The sequence below is a fragment of the Streptomyces sp. 17_S59 genome (assembly GCF_056930295.1).
Map to the genome: position 1 here is coordinate 1,431,827 of NZ_JBXOWD010000001.1, position 23,858 is coordinate 1,455,684.

The 23,858-nt window shown below is 74.8% G+C and carries 21 protein-coding genes and 1 riboswitch; of the genes, 15 read left to right on the plus strand and 6 right to left on the minus strand.

All coding sequences use genetic code 11. The features are described from left to right. Positions 1 to 131: 131 nt before the first annotated feature. Entirely contained in the window at positions 132 to 1,265 is a 1,134-nt protein-coding gene (locus tag AC1Z4A_RS06145; RefSeq protein WP_483676815.1) for an alpha/beta hydrolase, read from the minus strand. 66 nt (positions 1,266 to 1,331) lie between these two features. Continuing rightward, positions 1,332 to 2,051 (minus strand): class II aldolase/adducin family protein, encoded by a 720-nt coding sequence (locus tag AC1Z4A_RS06150; RefSeq protein ID WP_483676816.1) that lies wholly within the window; start codon positions 2,049 to 2,051, stop codon positions 1,332 to 1,334. Between the two features lie 112 nt (positions 2,052 to 2,163). Here AC1Z4A_RS06150 and AC1Z4A_RS06155 point away from each other — a divergent pair, with 112 nt between their 5' ends. The 11 genes from AC1Z4A_RS06155 to cobC all read left to right on the plus strand — a co-directional run bounded on the left by AC1Z4A_RS06155 (position 2,164) and on the right by cobC (position 13,923). Beyond that, positions 2,164 to 3,402: an anion permease gene (locus AC1Z4A_RS06155; protein ID WP_483676817.1), complete on the plus strand. Its 1,239-nt coding sequence runs from the start codon at positions 2,164 to 2,166 to the stop codon at positions 3,400 to 3,402. Positions 3,403 to 3,428: 26 nt separating this feature from the next. Further along, entirely contained in the window at positions 3,429 to 3,677 is a 249-nt protein-coding gene (locus AC1Z4A_RS06160) for a hypothetical protein (RefSeq protein ID WP_483676818.1), read from the plus strand. Between the two features lie 135 nt (positions 3,678 to 3,812). Continuing rightward, the gene (locus tag AC1Z4A_RS06165; protein WP_483676819.1) at positions 3,813 to 4,718 is read left to right on the plus strand and encodes an ATP-binding cassette domain-containing protein; all 906 of its coding nucleotides are present in this window, start codon (positions 3,813 to 3,815) and stop codon (positions 4,716 to 4,718) included. Next, positions 4,715 to 5,365: a hypothetical protein gene (locus tag AC1Z4A_RS06170; protein ID WP_483676820.1), complete on the plus strand. Its 651-nt coding sequence runs from the start codon at positions 4,715 to 4,717 to the stop codon at positions 5,363 to 5,365. The genes AC1Z4A_RS06165 and AC1Z4A_RS06170 overlap by 4 nt, the downstream gene beginning before the upstream one ends. Positions 5,366 to 5,470: 105 nt before the next feature. Continuing rightward, positions 5,471 to 5,590, plus strand: a riboswitch (cobalamin riboswitch). A 58-nt stretch (positions 5,591 to 5,648) separates the two neighbouring features. Then, complete coding sequence (locus tag AC1Z4A_RS06175) at positions 5,649 to 6,611, plus strand: cobalamin biosynthesis protein (RefSeq protein WP_483676821.1); 963 nt, start codon at positions 5,649 to 5,651, stop codon at positions 6,609 to 6,611. Next, positions 6,608 to 8,146, plus strand: coding sequence for a cobyric acid synthase (locus tag AC1Z4A_RS06180; protein ID WP_483676822.1), 1,539 nt, complete (start codon positions 6,608 to 6,610; stop codon positions 8,144 to 8,146). Before AC1Z4A_RS06175 ends, AC1Z4A_RS06180 begins: the two co-directional genes overlap by 4 nt. A gap of 166 nt (positions 8,147 to 8,312) precedes the next feature. After that, entirely contained in the window at positions 8,313 to 10,400 is a 2,088-nt protein-coding gene (locus tag AC1Z4A_RS06185; RefSeq protein WP_483676823.1) for a putative cobaltochelatase, read from the plus strand. Then, positions 10,400 to 10,999 (plus strand): cob(I)yrinic acid a,c-diamide adenosyltransferase, encoded by a 600-nt coding sequence (gene cobO, locus AC1Z4A_RS06190; protein ID WP_483676824.1) that lies wholly within the window; start codon positions 10,400 to 10,402, stop codon positions 10,997 to 10,999. The genes AC1Z4A_RS06185 and cobO overlap by 1 nt, the downstream gene beginning before the upstream one ends. Next, positions 10,993 to 12,441: a cobyrinic acid a,c-diamide synthase CobB gene (locus AC1Z4A_RS06195; RefSeq protein WP_483676825.1), complete on the plus strand. Its 1,449-nt coding sequence runs from the start codon at positions 10,993 to 10,995 to the stop codon at positions 12,439 to 12,441. Before cobO ends, AC1Z4A_RS06195 begins: the two co-directional genes overlap by 7 nt. Next, positions 12,434 to 12,811 carry a cobalamin biosynthesis protein gene (locus tag AC1Z4A_RS06200; RefSeq protein WP_483676826.1) on the plus strand — a complete coding sequence of 126 codons (378 nt, stop codon included), beginning with the start codon at positions 12,434 to 12,436 and terminating at the stop codon, positions 12,809 to 12,811. Before AC1Z4A_RS06195 ends, AC1Z4A_RS06200 begins: the two co-directional genes overlap by 8 nt. Before the next feature lie 35 nt (positions 12,812 to 12,846). Beyond that, entirely contained in the window at positions 12,847 to 13,923 is a 1,077-nt protein-coding gene (cobC, locus tag AC1Z4A_RS06205) for an Rv2231c family histidinol phosphate aminotransferase CobC (protein WP_483676827.1), read from the plus strand. Positions 13,924 to 14,186: 263 nt separating this feature from the next. On the opposite strand, the gene AC1Z4A_RS06210 is transcribed toward cobC, so the two are convergent. Continuing rightward, positions 14,187 to 15,158: an SCO1860 family LAETG-anchored protein gene (locus AC1Z4A_RS06210; RefSeq protein WP_483683514.1), complete on the minus strand. Its 972-nt coding sequence runs from the start codon at positions 15,156 to 15,158 to the stop codon at positions 14,187 to 14,189. 234 nt (positions 15,159 to 15,392) lie between these two features. Then, entirely contained in the window at positions 15,393 to 16,511 is a 1,119-nt protein-coding gene (locus AC1Z4A_RS06215) for an amidohydrolase family protein (protein WP_483676828.1), read from the minus strand. Positions 16,512 to 16,660: 149 nt separating this feature from the next. Between AC1Z4A_RS06215 and AC1Z4A_RS06220 the strand changes: the two genes are divergently transcribed. Genes AC1Z4A_RS06220 through AC1Z4A_RS06230 form a run of 3 tightly spaced genes read left to right on the plus strand, consistent with a single transcriptional unit; the run spans position 16,661 to position 19,610 of the window. Continuing rightward, on the plus strand, positions 16,661 to 17,656 hold the full coding sequence (locus AC1Z4A_RS06220) for a hypothetical protein (RefSeq protein WP_483676829.1): 996 nt from the start codon (positions 16,661 to 16,663) through the stop codon (positions 17,654 to 17,656). Beyond that, entirely contained in the window at positions 17,653 to 18,927 is a 1,275-nt protein-coding gene (locus AC1Z4A_RS06225) for a sensor histidine kinase (RefSeq protein ID WP_483676830.1), read from the plus strand. The genes AC1Z4A_RS06220 and AC1Z4A_RS06225 overlap by 4 nt, the downstream gene beginning before the upstream one ends. After that, the gene (locus AC1Z4A_RS06230; RefSeq protein ID WP_483676831.1) at positions 18,924 to 19,610 is read left to right on the plus strand and encodes a response regulator transcription factor; all 687 of its coding nucleotides are present in this window, start codon (positions 18,924 to 18,926) and stop codon (positions 19,608 to 19,610) included. Before AC1Z4A_RS06225 ends, AC1Z4A_RS06230 begins: the two co-directional genes overlap by 4 nt. Before the next feature lie 59 nt (positions 19,611 to 19,669). Here AC1Z4A_RS06230 and AC1Z4A_RS06235 read toward each other — a convergent pair whose 3' ends face one another. Continuing rightward, positions 19,670 to 20,824 carry a serine hydrolase domain-containing protein gene (locus AC1Z4A_RS06235; RefSeq protein ID WP_483676832.1) on the minus strand — a complete coding sequence of 385 codons (1,155 nt, stop codon included), beginning with the start codon at positions 20,822 to 20,824 and terminating at the stop codon, positions 19,670 to 19,672. A 143-nt stretch (positions 20,825 to 20,967) separates the two neighbouring features. Between AC1Z4A_RS06235 and AC1Z4A_RS06240 the strand changes: the two genes are divergently transcribed. After that, positions 20,968 to 22,146: a TerD family protein gene (locus tag AC1Z4A_RS06240; RefSeq protein WP_483676833.1), complete on the plus strand. Its 1,179-nt coding sequence runs from the start codon at positions 20,968 to 20,970 to the stop codon at positions 22,144 to 22,146. A 64-nt stretch (positions 22,147 to 22,210) separates the two neighbouring features. Here AC1Z4A_RS06240 and AC1Z4A_RS06245 read toward each other — a convergent pair whose 3' ends face one another. Next, positions 22,211 to 23,713, minus strand: coding sequence for a hypothetical protein (locus tag AC1Z4A_RS06245; protein WP_483676834.1), 1,503 nt, complete (start codon positions 23,711 to 23,713; stop codon positions 22,211 to 22,213). Positions 23,714 to 23,858: the final 145 nt, after the last annotated feature.

The window sequence follows — 23,858 nt, forward strand, 5'->3', positions numbered from 1 at the left end:
CCACGACCTGTGACGGAAGGCCGCTAGGGCCTGTCGTCACATTCGCGTCGCGGGGCAGACGGGAATGTGACGACAGGCCCTAGGGAACCGTGCGCCCCCTCGCGTGCGCTCCGCGCGAGGTGCACGAGGGTTTACACGAGCGGGATCAGGAACCGCCGCAGGGCTTCCTCGTAGCCGTGCGGGTCGGCGTTCCAGGACGCCGCGTGGCCCGCGCCGCGGACGGTGCGCAGGGTCATCAGTTCCGGTCGCCGGGCGACGAGTTCGCGGGAGTGCGCCGGGGGCGCGAGGAGGTCGTCGGTGCCGTGCACCACGAGGGCGGGCACGGACAGCAGGGCCGGGTCGGCGGCGGTCAGCAGGCCGTCGGGGGCCAGGCCCAGCCTGCCCTCGGCCGCCCGCACGGCCATCGGAACGAGTCGCTCCGGAACGCGGTGGGCGGCGAGGGCCGCCAGCAGGGCGGGCCAGTCGAGGACCGGCGAGTCCAGGACGAGCCCGACGACGCGCCCGGCCGCCGGCTCGGTCGTGCTCCCGACAGCCGCCAGCATCGCCATCGTGGCCCCCGTGGACCAGCCGAGGAGGACGACGCGGCGCGCGCCGTAGCGCACGGCGTAGCGGACGGCGGCATCCAGATCCCGCCACTCCCGGGCGCCGAAGTGGCTGATTCCGTGCGCTGTGCGGGGTGCTCCGGGGTCGCCCCGGTAGGAGAGGGCGAGCACCGGCAGCCGCATCCGGTGGAGGAACGGCATGAGGACCAGGGAGTGCTCGCGGGTGCCGCCCAGGCCGTGCACGGTGACGACCCAGGTGTCCCGGGCGCCGGGCACCAGCCAGGCGGGCAGCGGGCCCAGCTCGCCGGGCACGGCGACGTCGGTGTGGTCGAGGCCGAGGGCGTCGTGCGGGTTGCCGACGTGCACCTGCGGGCTGAGCCACACCCGGTCGCCGGGGATCAGGCTGCCGTGGGTGACCCGCTCCAGCTGCCGGACCACGCAGGCGTGCGGGTGGGAGACGTCCGGCACGACCGGCCCCACGACGGCGTGCAGGCCGCGGCCGGCGAGCCCGTAGGTGCCGGGCCGCAGCGCGGCGGGGGTGCGGGTGAGCGTGACCGTGCCGGGTCCGGCGTCGTGCAGCGTCATCCTGGGCTCGCCGGGCGGCGGGCGGCCGGGCCCGGCCTTGAGCGCGGCGTCCCCGGCGTACCGCCCGGCCGCCACCGCGGCCGCCCCGGCACCGATCAGAGTGGCGGCGGCCGTGGCCGCCGCTCCGCGCAGGCCCATCCCTTCCAGTCTGGGCTCGGGCGGCGCGGGCGGCCACCGGGCGCGGGGCGGAGCGCGGCGGGGCGGTCAGCCGCGCTGTCCGTAGCCCCGGTACTTGTCGGAGACCTCGGCCAGCAGCCCGGGCGTGAGCAGGGCGGGGGTGTGGCCGGGCACGGCGGAGGCGGTGAGCCAGACCCGGCACATCCACTCCAGCTGGGCGGTGCGGTCGTAGGCCTGGTCGAGGGTGGCGCCGTAGGTGAGGGTGCCGTGGTTGCGCAGCAGGCAGCCGGTGCGGCCGTCGAGGGCGCGGAGCATGTGGGCGGCCAGCTCCTCGCTGCCGTAGAGGGCGTAGGGGGCGACCCGGACCGGGCCGCCGAGGGCGGCGGCCATGTAGTGGATCAGCGGCACCTCGGTGACCAAGGTGGACACGGCGGTGGCGTGCACGGCGTGGGTGTGCACGATCGCCGCGGCGTCGGTGGCCCGGTAGACGGCGAGGTGCATGGGGAGTTCGCTGGTGGGGACCAGCTCGCCGAGGACCTGGCGGCCCTCCAGGTCGACGCCGACCGCGTCCTCGGGTCCGAGCCGGTCGTAGGGGACTCCGGTGGGAGTGACAAGGATTACGTCGCCGACCCTGGCGGAGACGTTCCCGGAGGTTCCGACGACGAGTCCGTCGGCGGTGGTGCGGCGGGCCGTGGCGACCACGTCCGCCCAGGCCCGGCCCAGGTCTCCGGGGCTTCCGTCCCGGTTCCCGCCCTCCCCCGTGCGGCCCGTCCACCCGGTCGCCGGGGTGTACTCGGGAGCGTTCATCGTTGCTGCCTCCGGTTCGTGTCATGGACCGGCTTCGGTCCAGTTCACCTTCCGTTCACCCTGAGTCCCTACGGTCGCCGCGTACTGACCATCGGACTGATTGCCTGGGTGAATGGAAAACATCACGCTTCTCATCGGGATCGTGATCGTCACGGCCTTGGTGTTCGACTTTACGAACGGCTTCCACGACACGGCCAACGCCATGGCCACCACCATCTCCACCGGGGCACTCAAGCCCAAGACCGCGGTGGCGATGTCTGCGGTTCTCAACCTCGTCGGCGCGTTCCTCTCCGTGGAGGTCGCCAAGACGATCTCCGGTGGCATCATCGATGAAAGTGCCGGCATCAGACCAGAGGTGATCTTCGCCGGGCTCGTCGGCGCGATCGTCTGGAACCTGCTGACCTGGCTGGCGGGCCTGCCCTCCAGCTCCTCGCACGCCCTCTTCGGCGGTCTGATCGGCGCCACCGTCGCGTCCGTCGGCTTCGACGCGGTCAATGCCGACAAGGTCGTCATGAAGGTCCTCATCCCCGCGGTCGCCGCCCCGATCGTGGCGGGCGTCGCCGCCTGGGCCGCCACCCGGATCACCTTCCGGCTCTCCCGCAACCGCGACGAGCAGGAGACCGCCAAGGGCTACCGCGCCGGCCAGATCGCCTCGGCCGCCCTGGTCTCCCTGGCCCACGGCACCAACGACGCCCAGAAGACCATGGGCGTGATCACCCTCGCCCTGGTCACCGGCGGCGTCGTCGCCCCGCACTCCGACCCGCCGCTGTGGGTCGTCGTCTCCGCGGGCATGGCCATCGCGCTCGGTACGTACCTGGGCGGCTGGCGCATCATCCAGACGCTCGGCAAGGGCCTCGCCGACATCAAGCCGGCCCAGGGCTTCGCCGCCCAGACCGGCGCCGCGACGGTGATCCTCGCCTCCTCGCACATCGGCTTCGCGCTCTCCACCACCCAGGTCTGCTCCGGCTCGATCATGGGTGCCGGCCTGGGCCGCAAGGGCGGCGTGGTGCGCTGGTCCACCGCCGGCCGCATGGTCGCCGCGTGGGGCCTGACCCTCCCGGCCGCGGGCCTCGTCGCCGCCGGCGCCGCGCTCCTGGCCGACCAGGGCGACTGGGGCGTCGCCGCGGTCGCCGTCCTCGGCCTGGCGGTCAGCGGCGGCATCTGGCTGGCCTCCCGCCGCAAGCCGGTCACCCAGGACAACGTCAACGACCTCAACACGCCGCAGGGCCTCCCCGAGGAGCCCGCCGGCGTGGTCACGGCCGCTCTGCAGGCCGTCGCCCCGCCGCCGGCCGGCGGCCTGACCCCGGCACCGGCCGCCCCGGCCGCCCCCGCCGCCGCGACGACCGGCTGACGCCGGGCAACGGAGGAAGAACCACCATGCACATCGACTGGGCAGCACTCGGCCAGGTCTTCGGCGTGAGCCTCGTGGTCACCGTCGGCCTCGTGGGCGTCTTCACGCTCGGCATCGTCGGCACGTCCCGCAAGCCGGGAGCCGCGGCCGCGGCGGGTGCCGATGCCGCGACCGACGCGGGCGGCACGACCGCCCTGGCACGCACCGGCGCCTACGCGTGCTTCGCGCTGTGCGCGGCCGCGGTGGGGTACGGGATCTATCTGATCGTCGGCTGACGCGATCCGCACATACGGAGGGGCGGGACCGGGGTTTCCCCGGTCCCGCCCCTCCGCCGTTTACGCCGATCGCGCGTTCACTATCTTTGCCCGGCAGGGTTGTGATCGCGTTTGACGGACAGATGGGAACCTTGAGTGCAATTGGAGTCGGTCGGCGTCCGGTACACACGCCGAGGGCCGCGCGTACTGGACGGCGTCACCCTCGATCTGGCTCCCGGTACGGTCACCGCGGTGGTCGGTGGCAACGGATCGGGAAAGTCCACTCTGCTCAAGGTGGCCGCCGGCCTGACGAGGCCCAGTTCCGGCGCTGTGCACGGGCGCCCGGACAGGATCGGCTATGTGCCCGAGCGGCTTCCGGCGAACATGCGGCTCACCGCACGCTCGTACCTCCTGCACATGGGGCGGATTCAAGGACTCCGGACCGCGGATGCCGCTCGTCGCGGCTGTGAACTGCTCGACCGGCTGGCCATCGAAGGGGACATCGACGCGCCCATCAGCACGCTGTCCAAGGGGAACGCCCAGAAAGTCGCTCTCGCTCAGGCCGTGCTCGGCGGCCCGCGGCTGCTGATACTCGACGAGCCGTGGTCCGGCCTCGATGCCCGTACCCATCGAGTCCTCGTGGACTTCCTCGCGGAGTGGCGTGCCGCGGGAGTGGTCGTTCTCCTCACCGAGCACCGGCCGGGCACGGTCGCCGCGAGCGCGGATGCGGTCTACGGGCTGCACCGAGGTCGCCTCACCCGGCAAGCCATCGGTGAGACGGCACCCGAAGGGTTCGCGGTCACGCTGGGCATGATGCCCGGCGCGGGCGTGGACCGGTCGCGCGTGACGGAGGCGCTGCGCGCGCTGCCGGGCGTCCGGTTCGTGGGCGAGAAGGAGCGGCGCATATGTCTTGAGGTCGGCGCCGACCGGTCCGACGCGGTCCTCGCGGAGGTCTTGAGACAGGGGTACACCGTTTTCGAGGTCCGCCCGGGTCCGTTGACGGGGCCGTTCACGGGTCCGTTCACGGATCCGTCGGCCGAGCCTGCCGGAGGCCGCCGATGATGACGATCGCCCGCTATGCCCTGGCGGACTACCTCCGGTCCCAGCGGTTCCTGCCCCAACTGGTGGCCTACTTCGGGTTTCTGGCGGTCCTCTACGCCGTCCAGGGCTCGGTCCTGCCGGGTTACGGGGCCTCCGCTGCCGCGCTGCTGCCGGTCGGTGTGTGGCTCACCCTCAGCCTCCACAACACCGAGGACCCGCTCCAGGCCACCGTCACCCTGGTCAACGCCGGCAGCCGCCGACGAGTCCTGCTCGGCAAGACCTGCGCCGCCCTGGCCGGTGTGCTCGCTCTCAGCGGCGCCGCCCTGATCTGGCCGATGGTCTCCAGTGGCCGCCTGCACACGCCCGCCGACCTGGCCACCGGCTTTACGGCCCACCTGATTTGCGGTCTCACCGGCATCGCCCTGGGCACCTGCTGCGCACGCCCGGTCATCGAACGACAGGGCTACGCCTTCGCCACAGCGCTCGTGCTGAGCCTGATCGCCTTGGTCGGCCGCCCGGTCACTCCCGCCAACCAGACGATCCGCCTGTTGAGCTCGGCGCCGCCGCGCCCGCCGGCCGGCGAACTCCTGCTCCTGGTGGCCTGGGCCTCGGTCCTGCCGGCGGCCGCGGTCCTGCTGTCGTCGTGGGTGGCGCAACGCCGCCGGTAGACCTGCCGGACGATACGGTCACCACGGCGGCGGGGCCCGGGTCAGGGCGAGTTGACGCCCCTTCCCGCCCCGTGGTGGACTTCCCGAGCCAAACGGCGACAGCAGAGGAAGCCGGTGCGAATCCGGCGCGGTCCCGCCACTGTCACCGGGGAGTGTCCCCCCAATCGATGGCCACGGCGCGAGCCGGAAGGCCGGGGGCGGCGCGGATCCGGGAGCCAGGAGACTCTGGTCGCCGGTCACGTCGAGCCAGGGCGCGGACCCTGAGTGAGGACACCGCTTCGCCATGCCCGGCCGCGATCGCTACTCCTTCGCGTACGGCGCCGCCCTGGGCTTCGCCTGCGACCTGCTCCTCGGCGACCCCCGTCGTGGGCACCCCGTGGCCGCGTTCGGGCGGGCCGCGCAGGCCGTCGAGCGGCGGCTGTGGCGCGACCACCGCGGTTACGGCTCCCTGCACGCCCTGGTCTGCGCGGGCGGCGCGGTCGCGGGGGCCGGGCTGCTGGCCCGTGCCGCGCGCCGCCACCGCGCGGCCGAGATCGCGCTGACCGCCGCCGCCACCTGGGCCGTCCTGGGCGGCACGTCCCTGGGCCGGGAGGCCCGGGCCATCGGCGGGGCGCTGGCCGCCGGGGACCTGGAGGTCGCCCGGGAGCGGCTGCCGCATCTGTGCGGCCGCGATCCGCAGGCGCTGGACGCGCAGCAGATCGCCCGGGCCGTGGTGGAGTCCGTGGCCGAGAACACCTCCGACGCCGTCGTGGGCGCTCTGGTCTGGGGCGCCCTGGCGGGCCTGCCCGGTCTGGTGGGTTTCCGGGCGGTCAACACCCTGGATGCCATGGTCGGCCACAAGTCGCCCCGCCACCGGCGGTTCGGCTGGGCCTCCGCCCGCCTCGACGACGTCGTCGGCTGGCCCGGCGCCCGGCTGACCGCCGCCCTCACGATCCTCGCCGGCCCCGATCCGCGCGGCGCCCTGCGCGTGGCCCGGCGCGACGCCTCCCGCCACCCCAGCCCCAACGCCGGTCCGGTCGAGGCCGCCTTCGCCGGGGCCCTGGGCGTACGTCTCGGCGGCACCCTCGCCTACGCCGGCCGCGTCGAGCACCGGCCCGTCCTGGGCGGGGAGAACCGTCCCGTGCGGACGGCCGACATCGAGCGCGCGGTCCGGCTCTCGCGCCGGGTGTCGCTGCTGGCCCTGGGGACGGCGGTGGCGGCCCGCACGGTGGGCAGCCTGTTCAGAAAGGCGGGGAGGAATCGGTGACAGCCGACAGGAGCGGGCGTACGGGCTCACCGGGTGGGGGCCTGCTGGTGGCCGGGACCACCTCGGACGCGGGCAAGAGCGTGGTGACCGCCGGGATCTGCCGCTGGCTGGTCCGCAAGGGCGTCAAGGTCGCGCCGTTCAAGGCGCAGAACATGTCGCTCAACTCGTATGTGACGCGCGACGGCGCGGAGATAGGGCGCGCGCAGGCGATGCAGGCGGCCGCCGCCCGCGTCGAGCCGAGCGCGCTCATGAACCCGGTGCTGCTCAAGCCCGGGAGCGACCGCAGCAGCCAGGTCGTGCTCATGGGCAAGCCGGTGGGCGAGCTGAGCGCCCGCGGCTACCACTCGGGGCGGCAGGAGCAGCTGTTCGGCACGGTGACGGACTGTCTGGCCGAGCTGCGGCGGACGCACGACGCCGTGATCTGTGAGGGGGCGGGCAGCCCCGCCGAGATCAATCTGCGCCGCTCCGACATCGTCAACATGGGCATAGCGCGGGCCGCGCGGCTGCCCGTGGTCGTGGTCGGCGACATCGACCGGGGCGGCGTCTTCGCGTCCTTCTTCGGCACGACGGCGCTGCTTTCGCGCGAGGACCAGGAGCTGATAGCGGGTTATCTGGTCAACAAGTTCCGGGGCGACGTGTCGCTGCTGGAGCCCGGCTTGGAGATGCTGCGCGGCCTGACGGGCCGGCGGACTTTCGGCGTGCTGCCGTTCGCCCACGGCCTGGGCATCGACGAGGAGGACGGCCTGTGCGTCTCCCTGCGGGGCGCGGTCCGCGAGTCGGTGGTGGCCCCGCCGCACGGCGCGGACGTCCTGCGGGTGGCCGTGTGCGCGGTGCCGCTGATGTCCAACTTCACGGATGTCGACGCGCTGGCGGCCGAGCCGGGCGTGGTCGTGCGCTTCGTGGACCGGCCGGAGGAGCTGGCCGACGCGGACCTGGTCGTGGTGCCGGGCACCCGCGGGACGGTGCGGGCGCTGGCGTGGCTGCGGGAGCGCGGGCTGGCGGAGGCGCTGCGGCGCAGGGCGGCCGAGGGTCGCCCGGTGCTGGGCATCTGCGGCGGCTTCCAGCTGCTGGGTGAACGGATCGACGACGAGGTCGAGTCGAGGGCGGGCACGGTCGAGGGCCTGGGCCTGCTGCCGGTGCGCGTGCGGTTCGCGGTGGAGAAGACCCTGGCCCGGCCGGTCGGCGAGGCGCTGGGTGAGCCGGTGGAGGGGTACGAGATCCACCACGGCGTCGCCGAAGTCCTGGACGGCGAGCCCTTCCTGGACGGCTGCCGGGTGGGTTCGGTGTGGGGCACGCACTGGCACGGCTCGCTGGAGAGCGACGGCTTCCGGCGGGCGTTCCTGCGGCGGGTCGCGCAGGCGGCGGGAAGAGCATTCGTCCCGGCACCGGACACGAGCTTCGGGGCGTTGCGGGAGGAGCAGCTGGACCGGCTGGGGGACCTCGTCGAGGAGCACGCCGATACGGACGCGCTGCTGCGGCTGATCGAGGACGGGGTGCCGACGGGCGTCCCGTTCATTCCGCCGGGGGCGCCGTGAGGATGAGTACCCCCGCGTGTGCGGGCACGACAGCAAGGACTCGACCAAGTGGTCGCCGAGCAGCGGAACATCCCCGCGGAAGCGGGGCCGACGGCCACACCGTCACAGATAGCCCGGCCGCTGAAGCGCCTGCCCGAACCGATTACCTCGAAAGGGGTACCAGCTGATGTCCTCGGCCACCTACCCGTTCACCGCGATCGTCGGGATGGACGACATGCGGCTGGGCCTCCTGCTCAACGCGATCTCACCATCGATAGGCGGAGTTCTCGTACGGGGTGAGAAAGGGACCGCCAAATCCACTGCGGTGCGCGCGCTTTCGGCTCTGCTTCCCGAGATCGACGTCGTCGCGGGCTGCCGTTTCTCCTGCGATCCGGCGACGCCCGACCCGACGTGCCCGGACGCACCGCACACGAGCGGCGCGGGTGAGACCCGTCCCGCCAGGATGGTCGAACTGCCCGTCGGCGCCTCCGAGGATCGTCTCGTCGGCGCACTCGACATCGAACGGGCCCTGGCCGAGGGTGTCAAGGCTTTCGAGCCCGGTCTGCTTGCGGAAGCGCACCGAGGAGTGCTCTACGTCGACGAGGTCAACCTCTTGCACGACCACCTCATCGACAGCCTGCTCGACGCCGCCGCCATGGGCGCCTCGCACGTCGAGCGCGAAGGCGTCTCCGTCCGGCACGCCGCCCGCTTCCTGCTCGTCGGCACCATGAACCCCGAGGAGGGCGAGCTGCGGCCGCAGCTGCTCGACCGGTTCGGGCTGACGGTCGAGGTCGCGGCCTCCCGCGACACCGAGGAGCGCGTCGAGGTCGTGCGCCGCCGTCTCGCCTTCGACGAGGACCCGGCCGCCTTCGCCGCCAAGTGGGCCCCCGAGGAGGAGGCGTTGCGCGAGCGCATCGCCGCCGCGCGGGCGCTGCTGCCGGGCGTACGGCTCGGGGACGGCGCGCTGCGCCGGATCGCGGCGGTGTGCGCCGGGTTCGAGGTGGACGGCATGCGCGCGGACATCGTCACCGCGCGCACGGCGGCGGCGCTGGCCGCGTGGGCGGGGCGTACGGACGTCACCACCGCGGACGTGCGGCAGGCGGCACTGCTGTCGCTGCCGCACCGGCGGCGGCGGAATCCCTTCGACGCGCCCGGTCTGGACGAGGACAAGCTCGACGAGATCCTGAGCGGATTCGAGGACGAGGACCCGGACCCCGAGCCCGATCCGGGCCCGGAGGGCCCCGGCGACGGCCCGGACGGCGGTCCCGACGACGGACCTGACGGTGGGCCGGACGGCGGGGGGCAGCCGCCGCAGGGCGCGGACTGCGCGCCCGACGTGCCGTCCCAGCGCCGGGAGGAGTCCGCTCCGGCCGGGCAGGACGCCCCCGCCCCGCAGGAGGGACCGGCGCCCGGGGGCGGTGGGGGCGGCGAGGCTCCGGCCGTCGCGGCCGCGGAGCCGTTCCGGACCCGCAGGTTCGATGTGCCCGGTCTCGGCGAGGGCGCCGACGGGCGCCGCTCGCGGGCCCGTACCGCGCACGGGCGGACGACGGGGGCGCGCCGCCCCCGGGGCGGTGCCCTGACCAGGCTGCACCTGGCCGCGACGGTGCAGGCGGCCGCCCCGCACCAGCGGGCGCGGGGCCGTTCGGGGCCGGGCCTGGTGGTCCGCCGGGACGATCTGCGGGAGGCCGTGCGCGAGGGCCGCGAGGGCAATCTCGTGCTGTTCGTCGTCGACGCCTCCGGCTCGATGGCGGCCCGCAAGCGGATGAGCGCGGTCAAGGGCGCGGTGCTCTCGCTGCTGATGGACGCCTACCAGCGCCGCGACAAGATCGGCATGATCACCTTCCGGGGCGCGGACGCGGCGGTCGCGCTGCCGCCGACGTCCTCGGTGGAGGCGGGCGCGGCGCGGCTGGAGAAGCTGCCCACGGGCGGCCGTACGCCGCTGGCCGCGGGCCTGTTGCGGGCGCACGAGGTGCTGCGGGTGGAGCGGCTGCGCGATCCGTCCCGCCGCCCGCTGCTGGTCGTGGTGACCGACGGGCGGGCCACGGGCGGCCCGGAGCCGCTGGCCCGGGCGGCGGGCGCGGCCCGGCTGCTGGCGGGCGAGGGCACGGCGTCGGTGGTCGTGGACTGCGAGTCCGGCCCGGTGCGGCTCGGACTGGCGGGCGAGCTGGGCCGGGCCCTGGGCGGGCCGGTCGTGACGCTCGACGAATTGCGCGCAGACAACGTCTTCGCGCTTGTACGTACCGTGAGGAACACCAACAACAGGAGGGCCGCGTAATGCCCAAGGGACAGCCTTCCGTCGTTCCCGACGACGGACTCACCACACGTCAGCGCCGCAACCGGCCGCTGGTCTTCGTCCACACCGGCGTCGGCAAGGGCAAGTCGACGGCCGCCTTCGGGCTGGCCCTGCGGGCCTGGAACCAGGGCTGGCCGATCGGGGTGTTCCAGTTCGTCAAGTCCGCCAAGTGGAAGGTCGGCGAGGAGCGGGCACTGCGGGTGCTCGGCGACTCGGGCGAGGGCGGGCCGGTCGACTGGCACAAGATGGGCGAGGGCTGGTCGTGGATCCAGCGCGACAGCGAGCTGAGCAACGAGGAGAAGGCGCGCGAGGGCTGGGAGCAGATCAAGCGCGACCTGGCGGCCGAGCGGTACCGGCTGTACGTGCTGGACGAGTTCGCCTACCCGCTGCACTGGGGGTGGATCGACACGGACGAGGTGATCTCCGTGCTGCGGGACCGGCCGGGCACCCAGCACGTGGTGATCACGGGCCGCAACGCGCCGGAGAAGCTCGTCGACTTCGCGGACCTGGTGACGGACATGTCGAAGGTGAAGCACCCGATGGACACGGGTCAGAAGGGCCAGCGGGGCATCGAGTGGTGAGTGCGCACGTCCCCCGGCTGGTCATCGCGGCGCCGTCCTCCGGCAGCGGCAAGACGACCGTGGCCACCGGGCTGATGCGGGCCTTCGCGGACGCGGGGCTCGCCGTCTCCCCTCACAAGGTGGGGCCGGACTACATCGACCCGGGCTACCACGCACTCGCGACCGGGCGTCCGGGGCGCAACCTGGACGCGTACCTGTGCGGGCCGGAGCGGATCGCCCCGCTGTTCCTGCACGGGGCGGCCGGCTGCGACCTCGCCGTGGTCGAAGGTGTGATGGGCCTCTACGACGGGGCGAGCGGGCAGGGCGAGCTGGCGTCGACGGCGCACGTGGCGAAGCTGCTGCGGGCGCCGGTGGTGCTGGTCGTCGACGCGTCGTCGCAGTCGCGGTCGGTGGCGGCGCTGGTGCACGGCTTCGCGTCCTGGGACCCGGAGGTGCGGGTCGCGGGCGTCATCCTCAACAAGGTCGGCTCGGACCGGCACGAGGAGCTGCTGCGGGAGGCGCTGGGCGGCTCGGGGGTGCCGGTGCTCGGTGCGCTGCGGCGGGTGCGCGCGGTCGACACGCCGAGCCGTCACCTCGGTCTGATTCCGGTGGCGGAGCGGCGGGCGGAGGCGGTGGACGCGGTGGCGGCGCAGGCGGAGCAGGTGCGGCGGGGCTGCGACCTGGATGCCCTGCTGGCGCTGGCGCGCAGCGCGCCGCGGCTGGATGCGGAAGCGTGGGACCCGGCGGCCGCGGAGGGCGCCTGCGGCGGGCCTCTCCCCCACCCCGCCCCTTCCCGTAACCGGGGGCTCCGCCCCCAGACCCCCGCTCCTCAAACGCCGGAGGGGCTGGGGAGCGTGATCGCCGTCGCCGGCGGTGCCGCGTTCACCTTCTCGTATGCCGAGCATGCCGAGCTGCTGACCGCCGCCGGCGCGGAGGTCGTCACCTTCGACCCGTTGCGGGACGAGAAGTTGCCGCCCGGCACCGCCGCCCTCGTCGTCGGCGGCGGCTTCCCCGAGATGTACGCCCCCGAGCTGTCCGCCAACGAACCCCTCCGCAAGGCCGTCGCCGCGCTCGCCGCAAGCGGTGCTCCGGTCGCCGCGGAGTGCGCGGGGCTGCTGTACCTGGCGCGTTCGCTCGACGACAGGCCCATGTGCGGTGTCCTTCCCGCGGACGCCCGCATGTCCGAGCGGCTGACGCTCGGCTACCGCGAGGCCGTCGCGATCGCCGACAACGCCCTGGCCCCCGCGGGCGCGCGGGTGCGGGGGCACGAGTTCCACCGCACGGTGCTGGAGCCGGCGGCCGGCACCACCCCCGCGTGGGGGTTCACCCACCCCCGCCGCCAGGTGGAGGGCTTCGTACAGGACGGTGTGCACGCCTCCTACCTGCACACCCACTGGGCCGGGGCCCCCGGCGCCGCCACCCGCTTCGCCGCCGCCGCGGCTGCGCACGCCGCCCGTGGCTGAGGTGTACGTCGGCGTCGGCGCCCGCCGTGGCGTGACCGCCGCCGAGGTCCTGGCGCTGGTCGGGCGCACCCTCGCGGAGGCCGGCGGCGCGAGCGCCGTCGCGCTGGCGACCGTGGATGCCAAGGCCGCCGAGCCCGGGATCGTCGGCGCCGCCGAGCGGCTCGGCGTGCCGCTGCTGGTGTATCCGGCCGGCGAGCTGGCCGCGCGGCCCCCGGCCCGCCCGTCCGCGGCGGCGCTCGCCGCCGTCGGGGCGCCGGGGGTGGCGGAGGCGGCGGCGCTGTGCGCGGCCGGGGACGGGGGCATGCTGCTCGTGGGGAAGCGCAGGTCGGAGCGGGTCACCTGCGCCGTCGCCGCCCGGCGCCCCGGGTGACGCCGCACGGGCGCCCGCCGGTAACGTATCCGGACGTGCACCACATATCCCCCGAGCCCGATCTGCGGCACCACGGCGACGCCGAAGTACGCGGTATCGGCGCGCAGTTGACGGACCTCGCGGTGAACGTGCGGGCCGGCACACCCCCGCAGTGGCTCCGGGACCGCATCGCCGCCTCGCTCGGCACGCTCGCCGCGTACCCGGACGGGCGCGCCGCCCGGCGGGCGGTGGCGGACCGGCACGGGCTGCCGGAGGAGCGGGTGCTGCTGACGGCGGGGGCCGCCGAGGCGTTCGTCCTGCTCGCACGCGCCCTGCCGGTGCGCCGGCCGGTGGTGGTGCATCCCCAGTTCACGGAGCCGGAGGCGGCCCTGCGGGACGCCGGGCACACGGTGGAGCGCGTCGTGCTGGACGCGGCGGACGGCTTCCGGCTGGATCCGCGCGCCGTGCCGGGGGACGCGGACCTGGTGGTCGTCGGCAATCCCACCAACCCCACCTCCGTCCTGCACCCCGCCCGTACGCTGGCCCGCCTCGCCCGCCCGGGGCGGATCCTGGTGGTGGACGAGGCGTTCATGGACGCGGTGCCCGGCGAGCACGAGTCGCTCGCCTCGCGCACGGACCTGCCGGGGCTGGTGGTGCTGCGCAGCCTCACCAAGACCTGGGGCCTGGCGGGGCTGCGCGTCGGCTATGTGCTGGCCTCCCCCGGCACGGTGGCCCGGCTGGAGCGGGCCCAGCCGCTGTGGCCGGTGTCGTCGCCGGCCCTGGTGGCCGCGGAGGCGTGCAGCGCTCCGCCGGCGCTCGCCGAGGCCGCGGAGGCCGCGCACCGGATCGCCGTCGACCGGGCCCATCTGGAGTGGCGGCTGGCCGAGTTCAAGCAGCTGACGGTGTGCGGCCCGGCGGCCGGCCCGTTCCTGCTCGTCCGGCTCCCGGGCGCCACGGCGGTCCGGTCCCGCCTGCGCGGCCTGGGCTTCGCGGTGCGCCGCGGCGACACCTTCCCGGGCCTGGGCCCGGACTACCTCCGGCTCGCGGTCCGGGACCGGGAGACCACGGAGCGCTTCGTCTCCGCCCTGGCCACGGCCCTGGCGGAGACCGCGGAGACCTCCGTGGCGGGCTAGGGGGTGTCCGATGGGTCAGCACAGGCCCCACGACGCCTGGCACGGCACCTCGCCGCGTTGTCGCATCACCCGAGTACGCCCAGTACGCGGGTAATGCTCCGCCTTGCGATGCTCCCCCAGCTACCGCTGGGAGGTGCCCCCAGCACCAGACGCCGCGGGGCCCGCACTGACCCATCGGACACCCCCTAGGCCCTGTCGGCAAAATAGCGCCGTCCGCCCGGACGCCGCGGGGCAGGCGGGATTTTGACGACAGGGCCTAGGCGTCAGCCGCGCTCGCGGGCGGCCTTGCGGCGGCGGGTGGCGAGGAGGGCGCCGCCGCCCCCGACGACGAGGAGCCCGGCCGCAGCCGCGAGATACGGGGTGGTGGAGCCGCCCCCGGTCTCGGCGAGGTCGCCGCCCGCGGTCTGCGCCTTGGTGTCCTTGGCCTTGGTGTCCTTCGCCTTCGCGTCCGCCGCCGGGGTGGCGGCCGTCTTCGCCTCGACGGCCTTGGCCGCCGGGCCCGTTCCGCCGCCGTCCCCGGCCGGGCCGGGCGTCTCCGGGCCCGCGGGTGCCTCGCACTCGGCGCGGACGAGCGTCACCCGGCCCCGTACCTTGGCGACACCCAGGTCGAGGGGGTCGACGGCCACGTCGAGGTCGAGGGCGGTGGCGGCGGCGGTGCGGGAGGTGGTCGACGTCTTCGACAGGTCCAGGCGGACCTCGCCGACCCCGGGCACGTCGATCCTGGTCGTGCCGGCGGTGGTGAGCGTGACCTTCTTGCCGAGGACCGAGACGCTGCCGAGCAGGTTCGACGTGGCGGACGGCTTCCGGCCCGCCTCGCACACCGCCTCCGAGGTGACCTGCTGCACCTCGACGAGGGAGAGCAGCGGCAGGCCGGGGACATGGACGCGGGCGTGGACGAGGTTGGCGTAGCCCTTGGCCGTGTGCCCGTCGGCGGTGGCGCGGGCGGTGGCGGTGTCCGCGCGGAGGATGCTGACGGGCTTTCCGCTCTCGGCGCCGTCGAGCTTGACGGTGAGCGCGGTCTCGTCCGCGTTCCCGGGCGCCCGTACGTCGTTGAGGGTGGCGTTGACCGGGACGCGGGCGGCCCCGCCGAGCAGTGAGACGTCGAGCCCGGCGCGCAGGACGCTCGCGCCGGCGGTGCCGGTGCCGGTGCCGGTGGCATGCGCGGGTGCGGCGCCGAGGGCGAGCGCGGTGGCCGCGGCCGTCGCGGCGGCCGCCGTGAACCGGCGTGCGGGCATGCCGAAGGCAGAGCTGGTGGTGCTGAACACGTGTGTGGAACCCCCACGGGAGAAAGGAGCCGTCGGCGCGCCAATGGGGGACATCGCGCGCCGACGGCATCGACCCCGCAATGTTCGATGCGCGGAGGGTGAACGGACAGTCTCCCGACGTCAGTTCACCCCAAAGGATGGGTTTCGCATTCCTCTTCGATTCATGCGGCACACCAGTGGCTTTCCGCCACACCCCCTGGCCCGTCAGGCGACCACGCGCCCCCGGAGCACGACCCGGCGCGGCGCCCCGAGCACCCGTACGTCCGCCCGCGGATCGGCGTCGTAGACCACCAGATCGGCCGGGGCGCCCTCCTCCAGCCCCGGCCTGCCCAGCCACTCGCGCGCGCCCCACGCCGCCGCCGACAGCGCGGCCGGCGCGGGGATGCCCGCCTTGACCAGCTCCGCCACCTCCTGCGCGACCAGGCCGTGCGGCAGCGAACCGCCCGCGTCCGTGCCGACGTAGACCGGGATCCCGGCGTCGTAGGCCGCGCCCACCGTGGCGTAGCGGCGCGCGTGCAGGCGGCGCATGTGGTCCGCCCAGCGGGGGAACTTGCCCTCGCCGCCGTCCGCGAGCCGCGGGAAGGTGGCGATGTTGACCAGCGTCGGCACGATCGCCACACCGCGCTCGGCGAAGAGCGGGATCGTCTCCTCGGTCAGGCCCGTCGCGTGCTCGATGCAGTCGATGCCCGCCTCCACCAGCGGGGCGAGCGTCTCCTCGGCGAAGCAGTGCGCGGTGACCCGGGCGCCCAGCCGGTGGGCCTCGGCGATGGCGGCCTCGACCGCGCCGCGCGGCCAGCAGGCGCCCAGGTCGCCGGTCTCCCGGTCGATCCAGTCGCCGACGAGCTTGACCCAGCCGTCCCCGCGCCGGGCCTCCCGGGCCACGTACGCGACCAGGTCCTCCGGCTCGATCTCATGGGCGTAGTTGCGGATGTAACGGCGGGTCCGGGCGATGTGCCGGCCCGCGCGGACGATGCGCGGCAGGTCCTCCCGGTCGTCGATCCACCGGGTGTCGGCGGGGGTGCCCGCGTCACGCAGGAGCAGCGCCCCGGCACCGCGATCGGTCAACGCCTGCTTCTCGGTGGTCGATTCGTCGACCGCGCCGTGCGCGTCGAGGCCGACGTGGCAGTGCGCGTCCACCAGACCGGGCAGGACCCAGCCCTCGACGGTGATGACGTCGCGCGCCCCGGTCGGCCGGGCGAAGGTGATGCGCCCGCCGACCACCCACAGCTCGTCGCGCACCCCGCCCAGCGGGTCGGGTCCGACGAGTATCCGTCCCTTGATGTGCAGCACCGGCGCCGCGGCGCCGTCGTCCTTGGAGGCCATGCAGGCACTCTACGAGTCCGTGGTCACGCGCGACCGGTCGCCACCGCGCCGCGGGACCGTGCGGAGGAGCGGCCGTTCCGCCCTGCGGCGGAGCAGGTCGGTCCCGTGGGCCGAGGCGGGCCGCGCGGCGGCGCGGAAGCCTGGGACCCATGAGCCGTACGACACAGATCCTTCCCGGCACCGACCGCGCCGCCGTCCGCCGGACCCTGCGCTGGGTGGCCATCGTGGCCTGCGTGCCCTACCTCTGCCTCAAGGTCGCCTGGATCGCGGGCAGCACCGTCGGCATCCCCGAGGGCAGCGAGCTGCTCACCGAAGGCGCATGGCTCAAGGTGATCAACGCGGCCACGGTGCTGATGGACGTGTGCGTCGTCGTCCTCGCCCTGCTCCTCACCAGGCCCTGGGGCAGGCGCGTCCCCTCGTGGCTGCTGGCCCTGCCGATGTGGGGCGCGGTGGGGCTGCTGACGCCCATCATGGTCGGCTTCCCGGCCCAGCTGCTGCTCCGGGCGCTCGGGGGCACCGTTTCCGGATCCTCGAAGGACGCCCGGCCGCTGCTGGACGGGTGGGTCTTCGACACCGTGTACGGCGGGTTCATCGTCCAGGGGCTGGCCCTGGGCGCGCTGTTCGTGCTGTACGCCCGCGAGCGCTGGGGGCACACGTGGCAGGGCCGGCTCGGCGACCCGGGTGCCCGGCCGGCCGGGCAGGGGCAGCGGCTGGCGGCGCTGGCGGCGGCCGGGCTCGCGGTGCTGCCCATGGCGGTGCACCTGCTGTGGGCGTGCGGCTCGCACACGGGGCTGTCGGGCCGCCTGGCTGCGGAGTACGACGCCGATTCCGCGGTGCTGGACGCGTCCTACGTGCTGTACACGGGCGCCGCCGTGGCGGGCCTCGCGCTGCTGCTCGCCGGGCGGACGGGACGGGCGCTGCCGCTGCGCGTACCGCTGCTGCTCGCGGGGGTGGGCTCGGCGGCGACCGGCTGCTGGGGCGGCTGGCTGCTGGTCGCGTCGGTGACCGCACCCCAGCACGGCGACCGGGCAGCGACGCCGCTGATGTTCGTCACCTACGCTGTGCAGATGATCATCGGACTGCTGGTGCTCGCGGCCGGTGCCCGCTACCTCTGCGGGCGGGCCGCTGCGCCGCGCACCCCGTGACGGCCCGTACGCGACGCCTGGCGGCCGCCCTCCTGGGCCGCCGGGCGCGGCTGCGCTGGGTGCACCTGCTGCTCGGCGGGGCGCTGCTGATGCCGTACTACCTGCTGACGAACATGCTGGTGACGCTGGTCCGGCCGGAGTCGGGCGGCTTCCTCTCCTCGTCCCTGGGCTGGCAGTTCCTCGTCTTCGCGCTCTCCCTGGCGCCCGCCGCGGTCACCGCCCTCCATCCCCTGGTGCGGCCCCTGGAGAGCGGGGCGGCGCGGGCGCTGTGCGGGGTGCCGGGAAACGGGCCGGACGCGGGGCCGAGCAGGTCCTGGGCGGCCAGGGGGCGCACGGCCGCCTGGTACACGCTGCACCTGCTGACGGGCGGCCTCATCAGCGGGATGTCGCTGGCCATGCCGCCCCTCGCCCTGACGCTGATCGCCGTTCCGGTCGCCGGGGTGCCGGGCGGGGCCCTCGCGCCGTGGGGCCTGGGGCGCCCGGGGCTGCTCTGGTCGCTGCTGGCGATGCTGGCCGGGCTCGCGCTGCTGGCCCTGGTCGTGGGTCTGTCCTGGGCGGCGGGGGCCCTGCTGGCGCGCTGTGCGCCCGTCCTGCTGGGGCCGACGGCCGCCGACCGGCTGGCGGCGGCCGAGCGGCACGCGATGCAACTGGCCCTGCGCAACCGGCTGGCGAGGGAGCTGCACGACTCCGTCGGGCACGCGCTGAGCGCGGTGACGCTCCAGGCGGTCGCGGCGCGCCGGGTGCTCGACGCCGACCCGGAGTTCGCACGGCAGGCGCTGGCCGCGATCGAGGCGACGACGCGCGAGGCGGTCGGCGAACTCGACGCCGTGCTCGGGCTGCTGCGCGAGGAGGGCCCGGCCACCACCGCACCGGCACCGACCCTCGCCGACCTGGACGGGCTGCTGGAGCGCACCCGCGCGGCGGGCGGCACGGTCACGCTCGTCGCGCCCGGTCCCCTGGACCGGCTGCCGCCGGTCGTCTCCCGCGAGGCGTACCGGATCGTCCAGGAGGGACTGGGCAACGCCCTGCGCCACGCGGGCCAGGTGCCCGTGAAGCTGCGGATCGCAGTGCACGACGACGACTTGGAGGTCGACATGGAGAATCCGGTGAAGCCCGGTTCCGGGTCCGCGCTCCGCCGCCGCGGCGGCGGCCGGGGCCTGCCCGGCATCGCCGAGCGGGCCCGGCTGCTGCGCGGCGAGGCCACCTCGGGCGAGAGCGACGGCGTGTGGCGGCTGGCCGTGCGCCTGCCCCTGGGCGGTGGGGCCCGGTGACCGCCGCGGTGCGGCCGGGCACGCCGCCGATACGGATCGTCCTGGCGGACGACGAGCAGATGGTGCGCACCGCCCTGCGCGCCATCCTGGGCGCCGAGCCGGACATCGAGGTCGTCGGCGAGGCCGCGACCGGCGCGCAGGCGGTGCCGCTCGTCCGCGAACTGCGCCCGGACGTCGTGCTGATGGACGTCCGCATGCCGGAGGTCGACGGCATCCGCGCCACCGAGCGGATCCTGGCGGGCACGGACGACCCGCCGCGCGTCCTCGTCGTCACCACCTTCGAGAACGACAGCTATGTGTACGACGCGCTGCGCGCGGGCGCCTCCGGCTTCCTGCTCAAGCGCGCGGACGCCGACGAACTCGTCCAGGCCGTACGCCTGGTGGCCCGCACCGACTCCCTGCTGTTCCCCGCAGCCGTACGGGCCCTGGCCTCCGCACACGCGGACCGGCGGTCCTCGCGGGAGGAGGCGGAGCGGCTGCGCGGGCGCCTCTCGGAGCGCGAGGCGGAGGTGCTGCGGCTGATGACGCAGGGCCTGTCGAACGCCGAGATCGCCGAGCGGATGGTGGTGGGCGCGGCGACGGTCAAGACGCATGTGGCGGGGGTGCTGGCCAAGCTGGGCGTCCGGGACCGCACCCAGGCGGTCATCGCCGCCTACGAGTGCGGGTTCGTGTCACCGGGCTGACCCGGGAGCGGGGACGGAAGGGCGGGCCGCGGGAGGCGGCCCGCCCGTGCCGACAGGGCCTAGCCGCCCGTGACGCAGTCGCGCACGGCCTTGGCCAGCCGCTCGGCCTCCGGTGCCGCGCCGCCCGGGAAGGCGTAGCGGCGCCGGTTGTACCCGAAGGCCAGGCCGGCCGCGGGGTCGGCGAAGGCCTGCGAGCCGGCCGCACCGCTGTGGCCGAAGGAGCGTGCGCTCAGGAACGGGTACCGGTCCGACATGGCGGCGAAGCCGAGCCCGAAGGCGTTGTGCATGCGCAGCGACAGGTCGTAGCCGACGGAGTGGACCTGGGCGAACCGGGCGATCGTGTCGGGCGTCAGCAGCGGCCCCTTGCCGTCGACCCCGCCGATGGCGGCCGCGTACATGCGGGCGAGCCCGCGCGCGTTGCCGACGCCGCCCGCGGAGGCGTTGCCTCCGGCCCGCACGGCGCGGGAGTTGGGGAGCGACTCGATGTCGGTGGGCTGCGGGTGGTTGCGGTTGAAGGCGATGCCGCCCAGGCTCTCCGCCCCCCGCGGCGTCTCGGCCAGGATCCGCTTCTGCTCGGGCGTCGGGTCCATGGGCTGGATGTCGAGCACCCGGTGCTCGTGCTCCTCGGGCAGGCCCAGGTAGAGGTCGAGGCCGTAGGGGGCGCGGATGCGCTGCTCGTAGACCTCCTGGAGGGTCTGCCCGGTGGCGCGGCGGACGACCTCGCCGGTCAGGGCCCCGATCACCAGGGCGTGGTAGCCGAAGGCGGTGCCGGGGCGCCAGTAGGGGCGCTGGCCGGCCAGCCGCTCGGCGATGGCCCGGTCGTCGGCGATCTCCTCGGGGGACAGGCCGCCGTCGGCGCCGACCAGCCCGGCGCGGTGGGCCAGCAGGTCCCGCAGGGTGATGTGCTCCTTGCCCGCGGTGCCGAACTCCGGCCAGTAGTGGCGCACTTCCCGGTCCAGTTCGAGGACGCCGTCCTGGACCAGCAGGGCGACGACGAGGTGGGCGGCGCCCTTGGTGGAGGAGTAGACCCCGGTGAGCGAGTCCCCCCGGATCTCCGGCCCGCCCCACAGGTCCACCACCTGACGGCCGTCCACGTACGCGGCCAGCTGGGCGGAGTGGCCCGCCCGCTCCTCGGCCAGCGTCTGCTCGAACACCTCGCGCACCCGCTCGAAGCCCTCGGCGACGGTGCCCTGTGCGATGTTCTTGTCCGGCATTCTCTTGCCCTCCCCTGATCAAGATCAATGTCTTGTGACGGAGGATGGAGCAGCGACTGACGTTCGATTATTCCGATGGCGATTCGTTCTCCGGGTCATGGAACCGTAAAGCCGGACGGCTCGTTATCGGGAGCATGACCGCTATGACACCCGGCTCGAACCTTCCGCTCTCCGTCGCCCGTGTGACGGTGGACGTCACCGCTCCGGTGCGGCTCGACGTCTCGGGCCTGCTGCTCACCGCCGACGGCAAGGTGCGCTCCGACGACGACTTCGTCTTCTACAACCAGCCCGCCGGGCCGGGCGTGACCCATCGCGCCGCCGCCGCGGGCGTGCCCGACGCGATCACCGTGGACACCGCGGCCGTCCCCGCCGGCATCGAGAAGGTCGTGGTCACCGCCAGCCTGGACGCCCCGGGCACCACCTTCGCGGGCACCGAGCCCACGGCCACCGTGCGCAGCGCGGACGACGGCTCCGTGATCGCCACGTTCACCCCGCCCCGGCTGGGCGCCGAGACGGCCCTGGTCGTCGTCGAGGTCTACCGGCGCAACGGCGCCTGGAAGGTCCGCGCGGTCGGCCAGGGCTACGCGGACGGCCTGGCCGGGATCGCCACGGACTTCGGCGTGAGCGTGGAGGAGCCGGCGCAGCCCGCCGCGGCCCCGCCCGTGCCGGCCGCCGCTCCCCCGATGCCGGCCGCGGCCCCGCCCGTACCCGCCACCGCGCCTGCGGCTCCGGCCCCGGCCTCGGGGAAGGTCAACCTCGACAAGGGCCGCGTGAGCCTGCGGAAGAACGAGACCGTGTCCCTGGTCAAGGGCGGCCGGCCGCTGACCCGCTCGGTGAAGATGGGCCTCGGCTGGGAGCCCGCCTGGAGCAGCCGGGCCATCGACCTGGACGCCTCGGTCATCGCCTACGGCCCCGACCGCAACATGGTCGACGCCTGCTACTTCGGCAGGCTCCAGATCCTCAACGGCACCATCCAGCACTCCGGCGACAACCTCACCGGCGAGGGCTCGGGCGACGACGAGACCATCACCGTCCACCTGGGCGGCCTGCCGCAGGAGGTGACGGGCCTGGTCTTCACCGTCAGCTCCTTCAACGGCCAGAAGTTCACCGAGGTCGCCAAGGCGTACTGCCGGCTGCTGGACGCCGCCACGGGCGAGGAGCTGGTCCGCTTCGACCTGACCGGCTCCGAGCCGAAGACGGGCGTGCTGATGTGCAAGTTCGTCCGCCAGTACTCGGGCGAGTGGGAGATGACGGCCATCGGCGACTACGTGAAGGCGAAGACGGTCCGCGACCTGATCGAGCCGGCGGCGCGGGCGCTGTAGCGGGTACGGCGGTACCGCCGGTACCGGACACGCCCTGAGCCCGCGCCGGGCGGGGATCAGCTGATCAGCTGCGCGAGCGGGCCTTGAAGGCCGCCTTGCGGGCCTGCTTGGCGATCCGCTTGTCCGGGTGGAGGCGGCCCATCGCCTCCAGGACCTCCGCCGTGGCCGGGTGGTCCACCCGCCACGCGGCGTCGAAGAAGCCGCTGTGCTGCCCGGCCAGCGCCTCCACCAGCTCGCGCAGCTCCTCCGTCTCCCCCGCCACGGACAGCTGCGCGGCGACGGTGTCCACGGTCAGCCAGAGGACCATGGCCTCACCGGGCTCGGGGATGTCCGCCGCACCGTGCTCGGCGAGCCAGACGCGGGCCAGGCCGCCCAGCTCGGGGTCGTCGAGGACCTCGCGCAGGGCGGGCTCCGCCGGGGCGCCCAGCAGGGCCAGCGTCTGCTGGCAGATCAGCCGGCGGCCCGGCGCCTCCGCGTCGTTCCCGCGCGCGGCGGCGAGCAGCTCGCGGGCCGCGTCCAGCGGGGTGCGCCGGGCCAGCCACAGCTCCGTCTCGGCCCGCACGGCCTGCGGCGGGTGGCCGGGCAGCGCCGCGAGGAGCGCGTCCGCGCCGCCCTCGGCGAGGTCGCCCACGGCGGGGGCGTCGACGCCGGCCTCCAGCATCCGGGCCCGTACGGCGAAGAGGCCGAGCGGGGTGAGGGCGACCAGGCCGTAGCGGCTGACGTCCTCCTCCTCGGGGAGTTCGGAGGCCACGCCGTCGACGGACTCGCGCACGTGGGCCTCGCCGTCGACCATCTCGATGAGGGCCTCGTCGACGGGCCGGTAGGTCACCAGCCCGGTGGGCGCGAGCATCCGGAACTGGTCGTCCAGCCGCATCATGGCGTCGGAGACCTCTTCGAGGACGTCGTCCGTCGGCTCGTCCATGTCATCCGGGACGATCATGGAGGCGGCGAGGGCGGGCAGCGGCACGGGCCGCTCGGCCGAGCCCTCGCCGACGGCGGTCAGCAGGTAGAGATTGCCGAGGATGCCGTCGAGGAAGTCGGCCTCCTCCTCGGGGTTCCAGTCGATGGCGTCGAGGTCGATCTGCCCGGAGTCCGTGGTCTCCGCGAGCTGGTCGACCAGGTCGGCGAGGTCGGGCGTGGCCGCGTCGGCCAGCACGGTCTCCACGCCGCTGAGCCACAGGTCCAGGATGTCCTGGGGGCTGCCCGAGGTCAGCGTGGCCAGCTCCTCGCCGGCCACGGCCGTGCCGGAGGGCTCGTCGGGGTCGGCGTCGGCGGCCTCCTCCCCGGCGTCCTCCGTGAACTCCACCAGGCCCGTGTCGAGCGCCAGCTGCCACGCCTCGGCGGCGTACGCCGGGCCGTCCTCGTCCTCCGTCAGCCCGAGCAGCCCGGTGGCGGTGGCCAGTTGCCCGGAGAGCAGCTCGCCGCCCGCCCCGACCGGGGTGCCCTCGCCGGCCCAGCGGGCCAGCTTCGCGGCGCGGGCGAACAGCGGCGCGGAGAGCGCGTCCCGCGCCAGCTCCGCGTCGGAGGGGAGCCGCACCGGCGGCATGGTCGGGCGGTCTGCGGACATCAGGGGGGTCATCTCCTCGTGGCGACGGCCGCGCCGGGCCGCACCGGAGTCGGTGGATCGGGTCGGTGGATGAGGCGCGCGGTGCACCAGCCTAGACGGGTTTCATCCCGTCCCGCCCGGTTCACGCATGCCTCGCCTCCCGTCC

What these genes read in the sequence shown, in the direction of transcription:
- AC1Z4A_RS06175 (WP_483676821.1), top strand. Translation starts at nt 5,649, where the DNA reads ATGCCCGGCCGCGATCGCTACTCCTTCGCGTACGGCGCCGCCCTGGGC.
- AC1Z4A_RS06210 (WP_483683514.1), bottom strand. Translation starts at nt 15,158, where the DNA reads ATGCCCGCACGCCGGTTCACGGCGGCCGCCGCGACGGCCGCGGCCACC.
- AC1Z4A_RS06145 (WP_483676815.1), bottom strand. Translation starts at nt 1,265, where the DNA reads ATGGGCCTGCGCGGAGCGGCGGCCACGGCCGCCGCCACTCTGATCGGT.
- AC1Z4A_RS06170 (WP_483676820.1), top strand. Translation starts at nt 4,715, where the DNA reads ATGATGACGATCGCCCGCTATGCCCTGGCGGACTACCTCCGGTCCCAG.
- AC1Z4A_RS06220 (WP_483676829.1), top strand. Translation starts at nt 16,661, where the DNA reads ATGAGCCGTACGACACAGATCCTTCCCGGCACCGACCGCGCCGCCGTC.
- AC1Z4A_RS06155 (WP_483676817.1), top strand. Translation starts at nt 2,164, where the DNA reads ATGGAAAACATCACGCTTCTCATCGGGATCGTGATCGTCACGGCCTTG.
- AC1Z4A_RS06245 (WP_483676834.1), bottom strand. Translation starts at nt 23,713, where the DNA reads ATGTCCGCAGACCGCCCGACCATGCCGCCGGTGCGGCTCCCCTCCGAC.
- AC1Z4A_RS06240 (WP_483676833.1), top strand. Translation starts at nt 20,968, where the DNA reads ATGACACCCGGCTCGAACCTTCCGCTCTCCGTCGCCCGTGTGACGGTG.
- AC1Z4A_RS06185 (WP_483676823.1), top strand. Translation starts at nt 8,313, where the DNA reads ATGTCCTCGGCCACCTACCCGTTCACCGCGATCGTCGGGATGGACGAC.
- AC1Z4A_RS06235 (WP_483676832.1), bottom strand. Translation starts at nt 20,824, where the DNA reads ATGCCGGACAAGAACATCGCACAGGGCACCGTCGCCGAGGGCTTCGAG.
- AC1Z4A_RS06160 (WP_483676818.1), top strand. Translation starts at nt 3,429, where the DNA reads ATGCACATCGACTGGGCAGCACTCGGCCAGGTCTTCGGCGTGAGCCTC.
- AC1Z4A_RS06215 (WP_483676828.1), bottom strand. Translation starts at nt 16,511, where the DNA reads ATGGCCTCCAAGGACGACGGCGCCGCGGCGCCGGTGCTGCACATCAAG.
- cobO (WP_483676824.1), top strand. Translation starts at nt 10,400, where the DNA reads ATGCCCAAGGGACAGCCTTCCGTCGTTCCCGACGACGGACTCACCACA.
- AC1Z4A_RS06150 (WP_483676816.1), bottom strand. Translation starts at nt 2,051, where the DNA reads ATGAACGCTCCCGAGTACACCCCGGCGACCGGGTGGACGGGCCGCACG.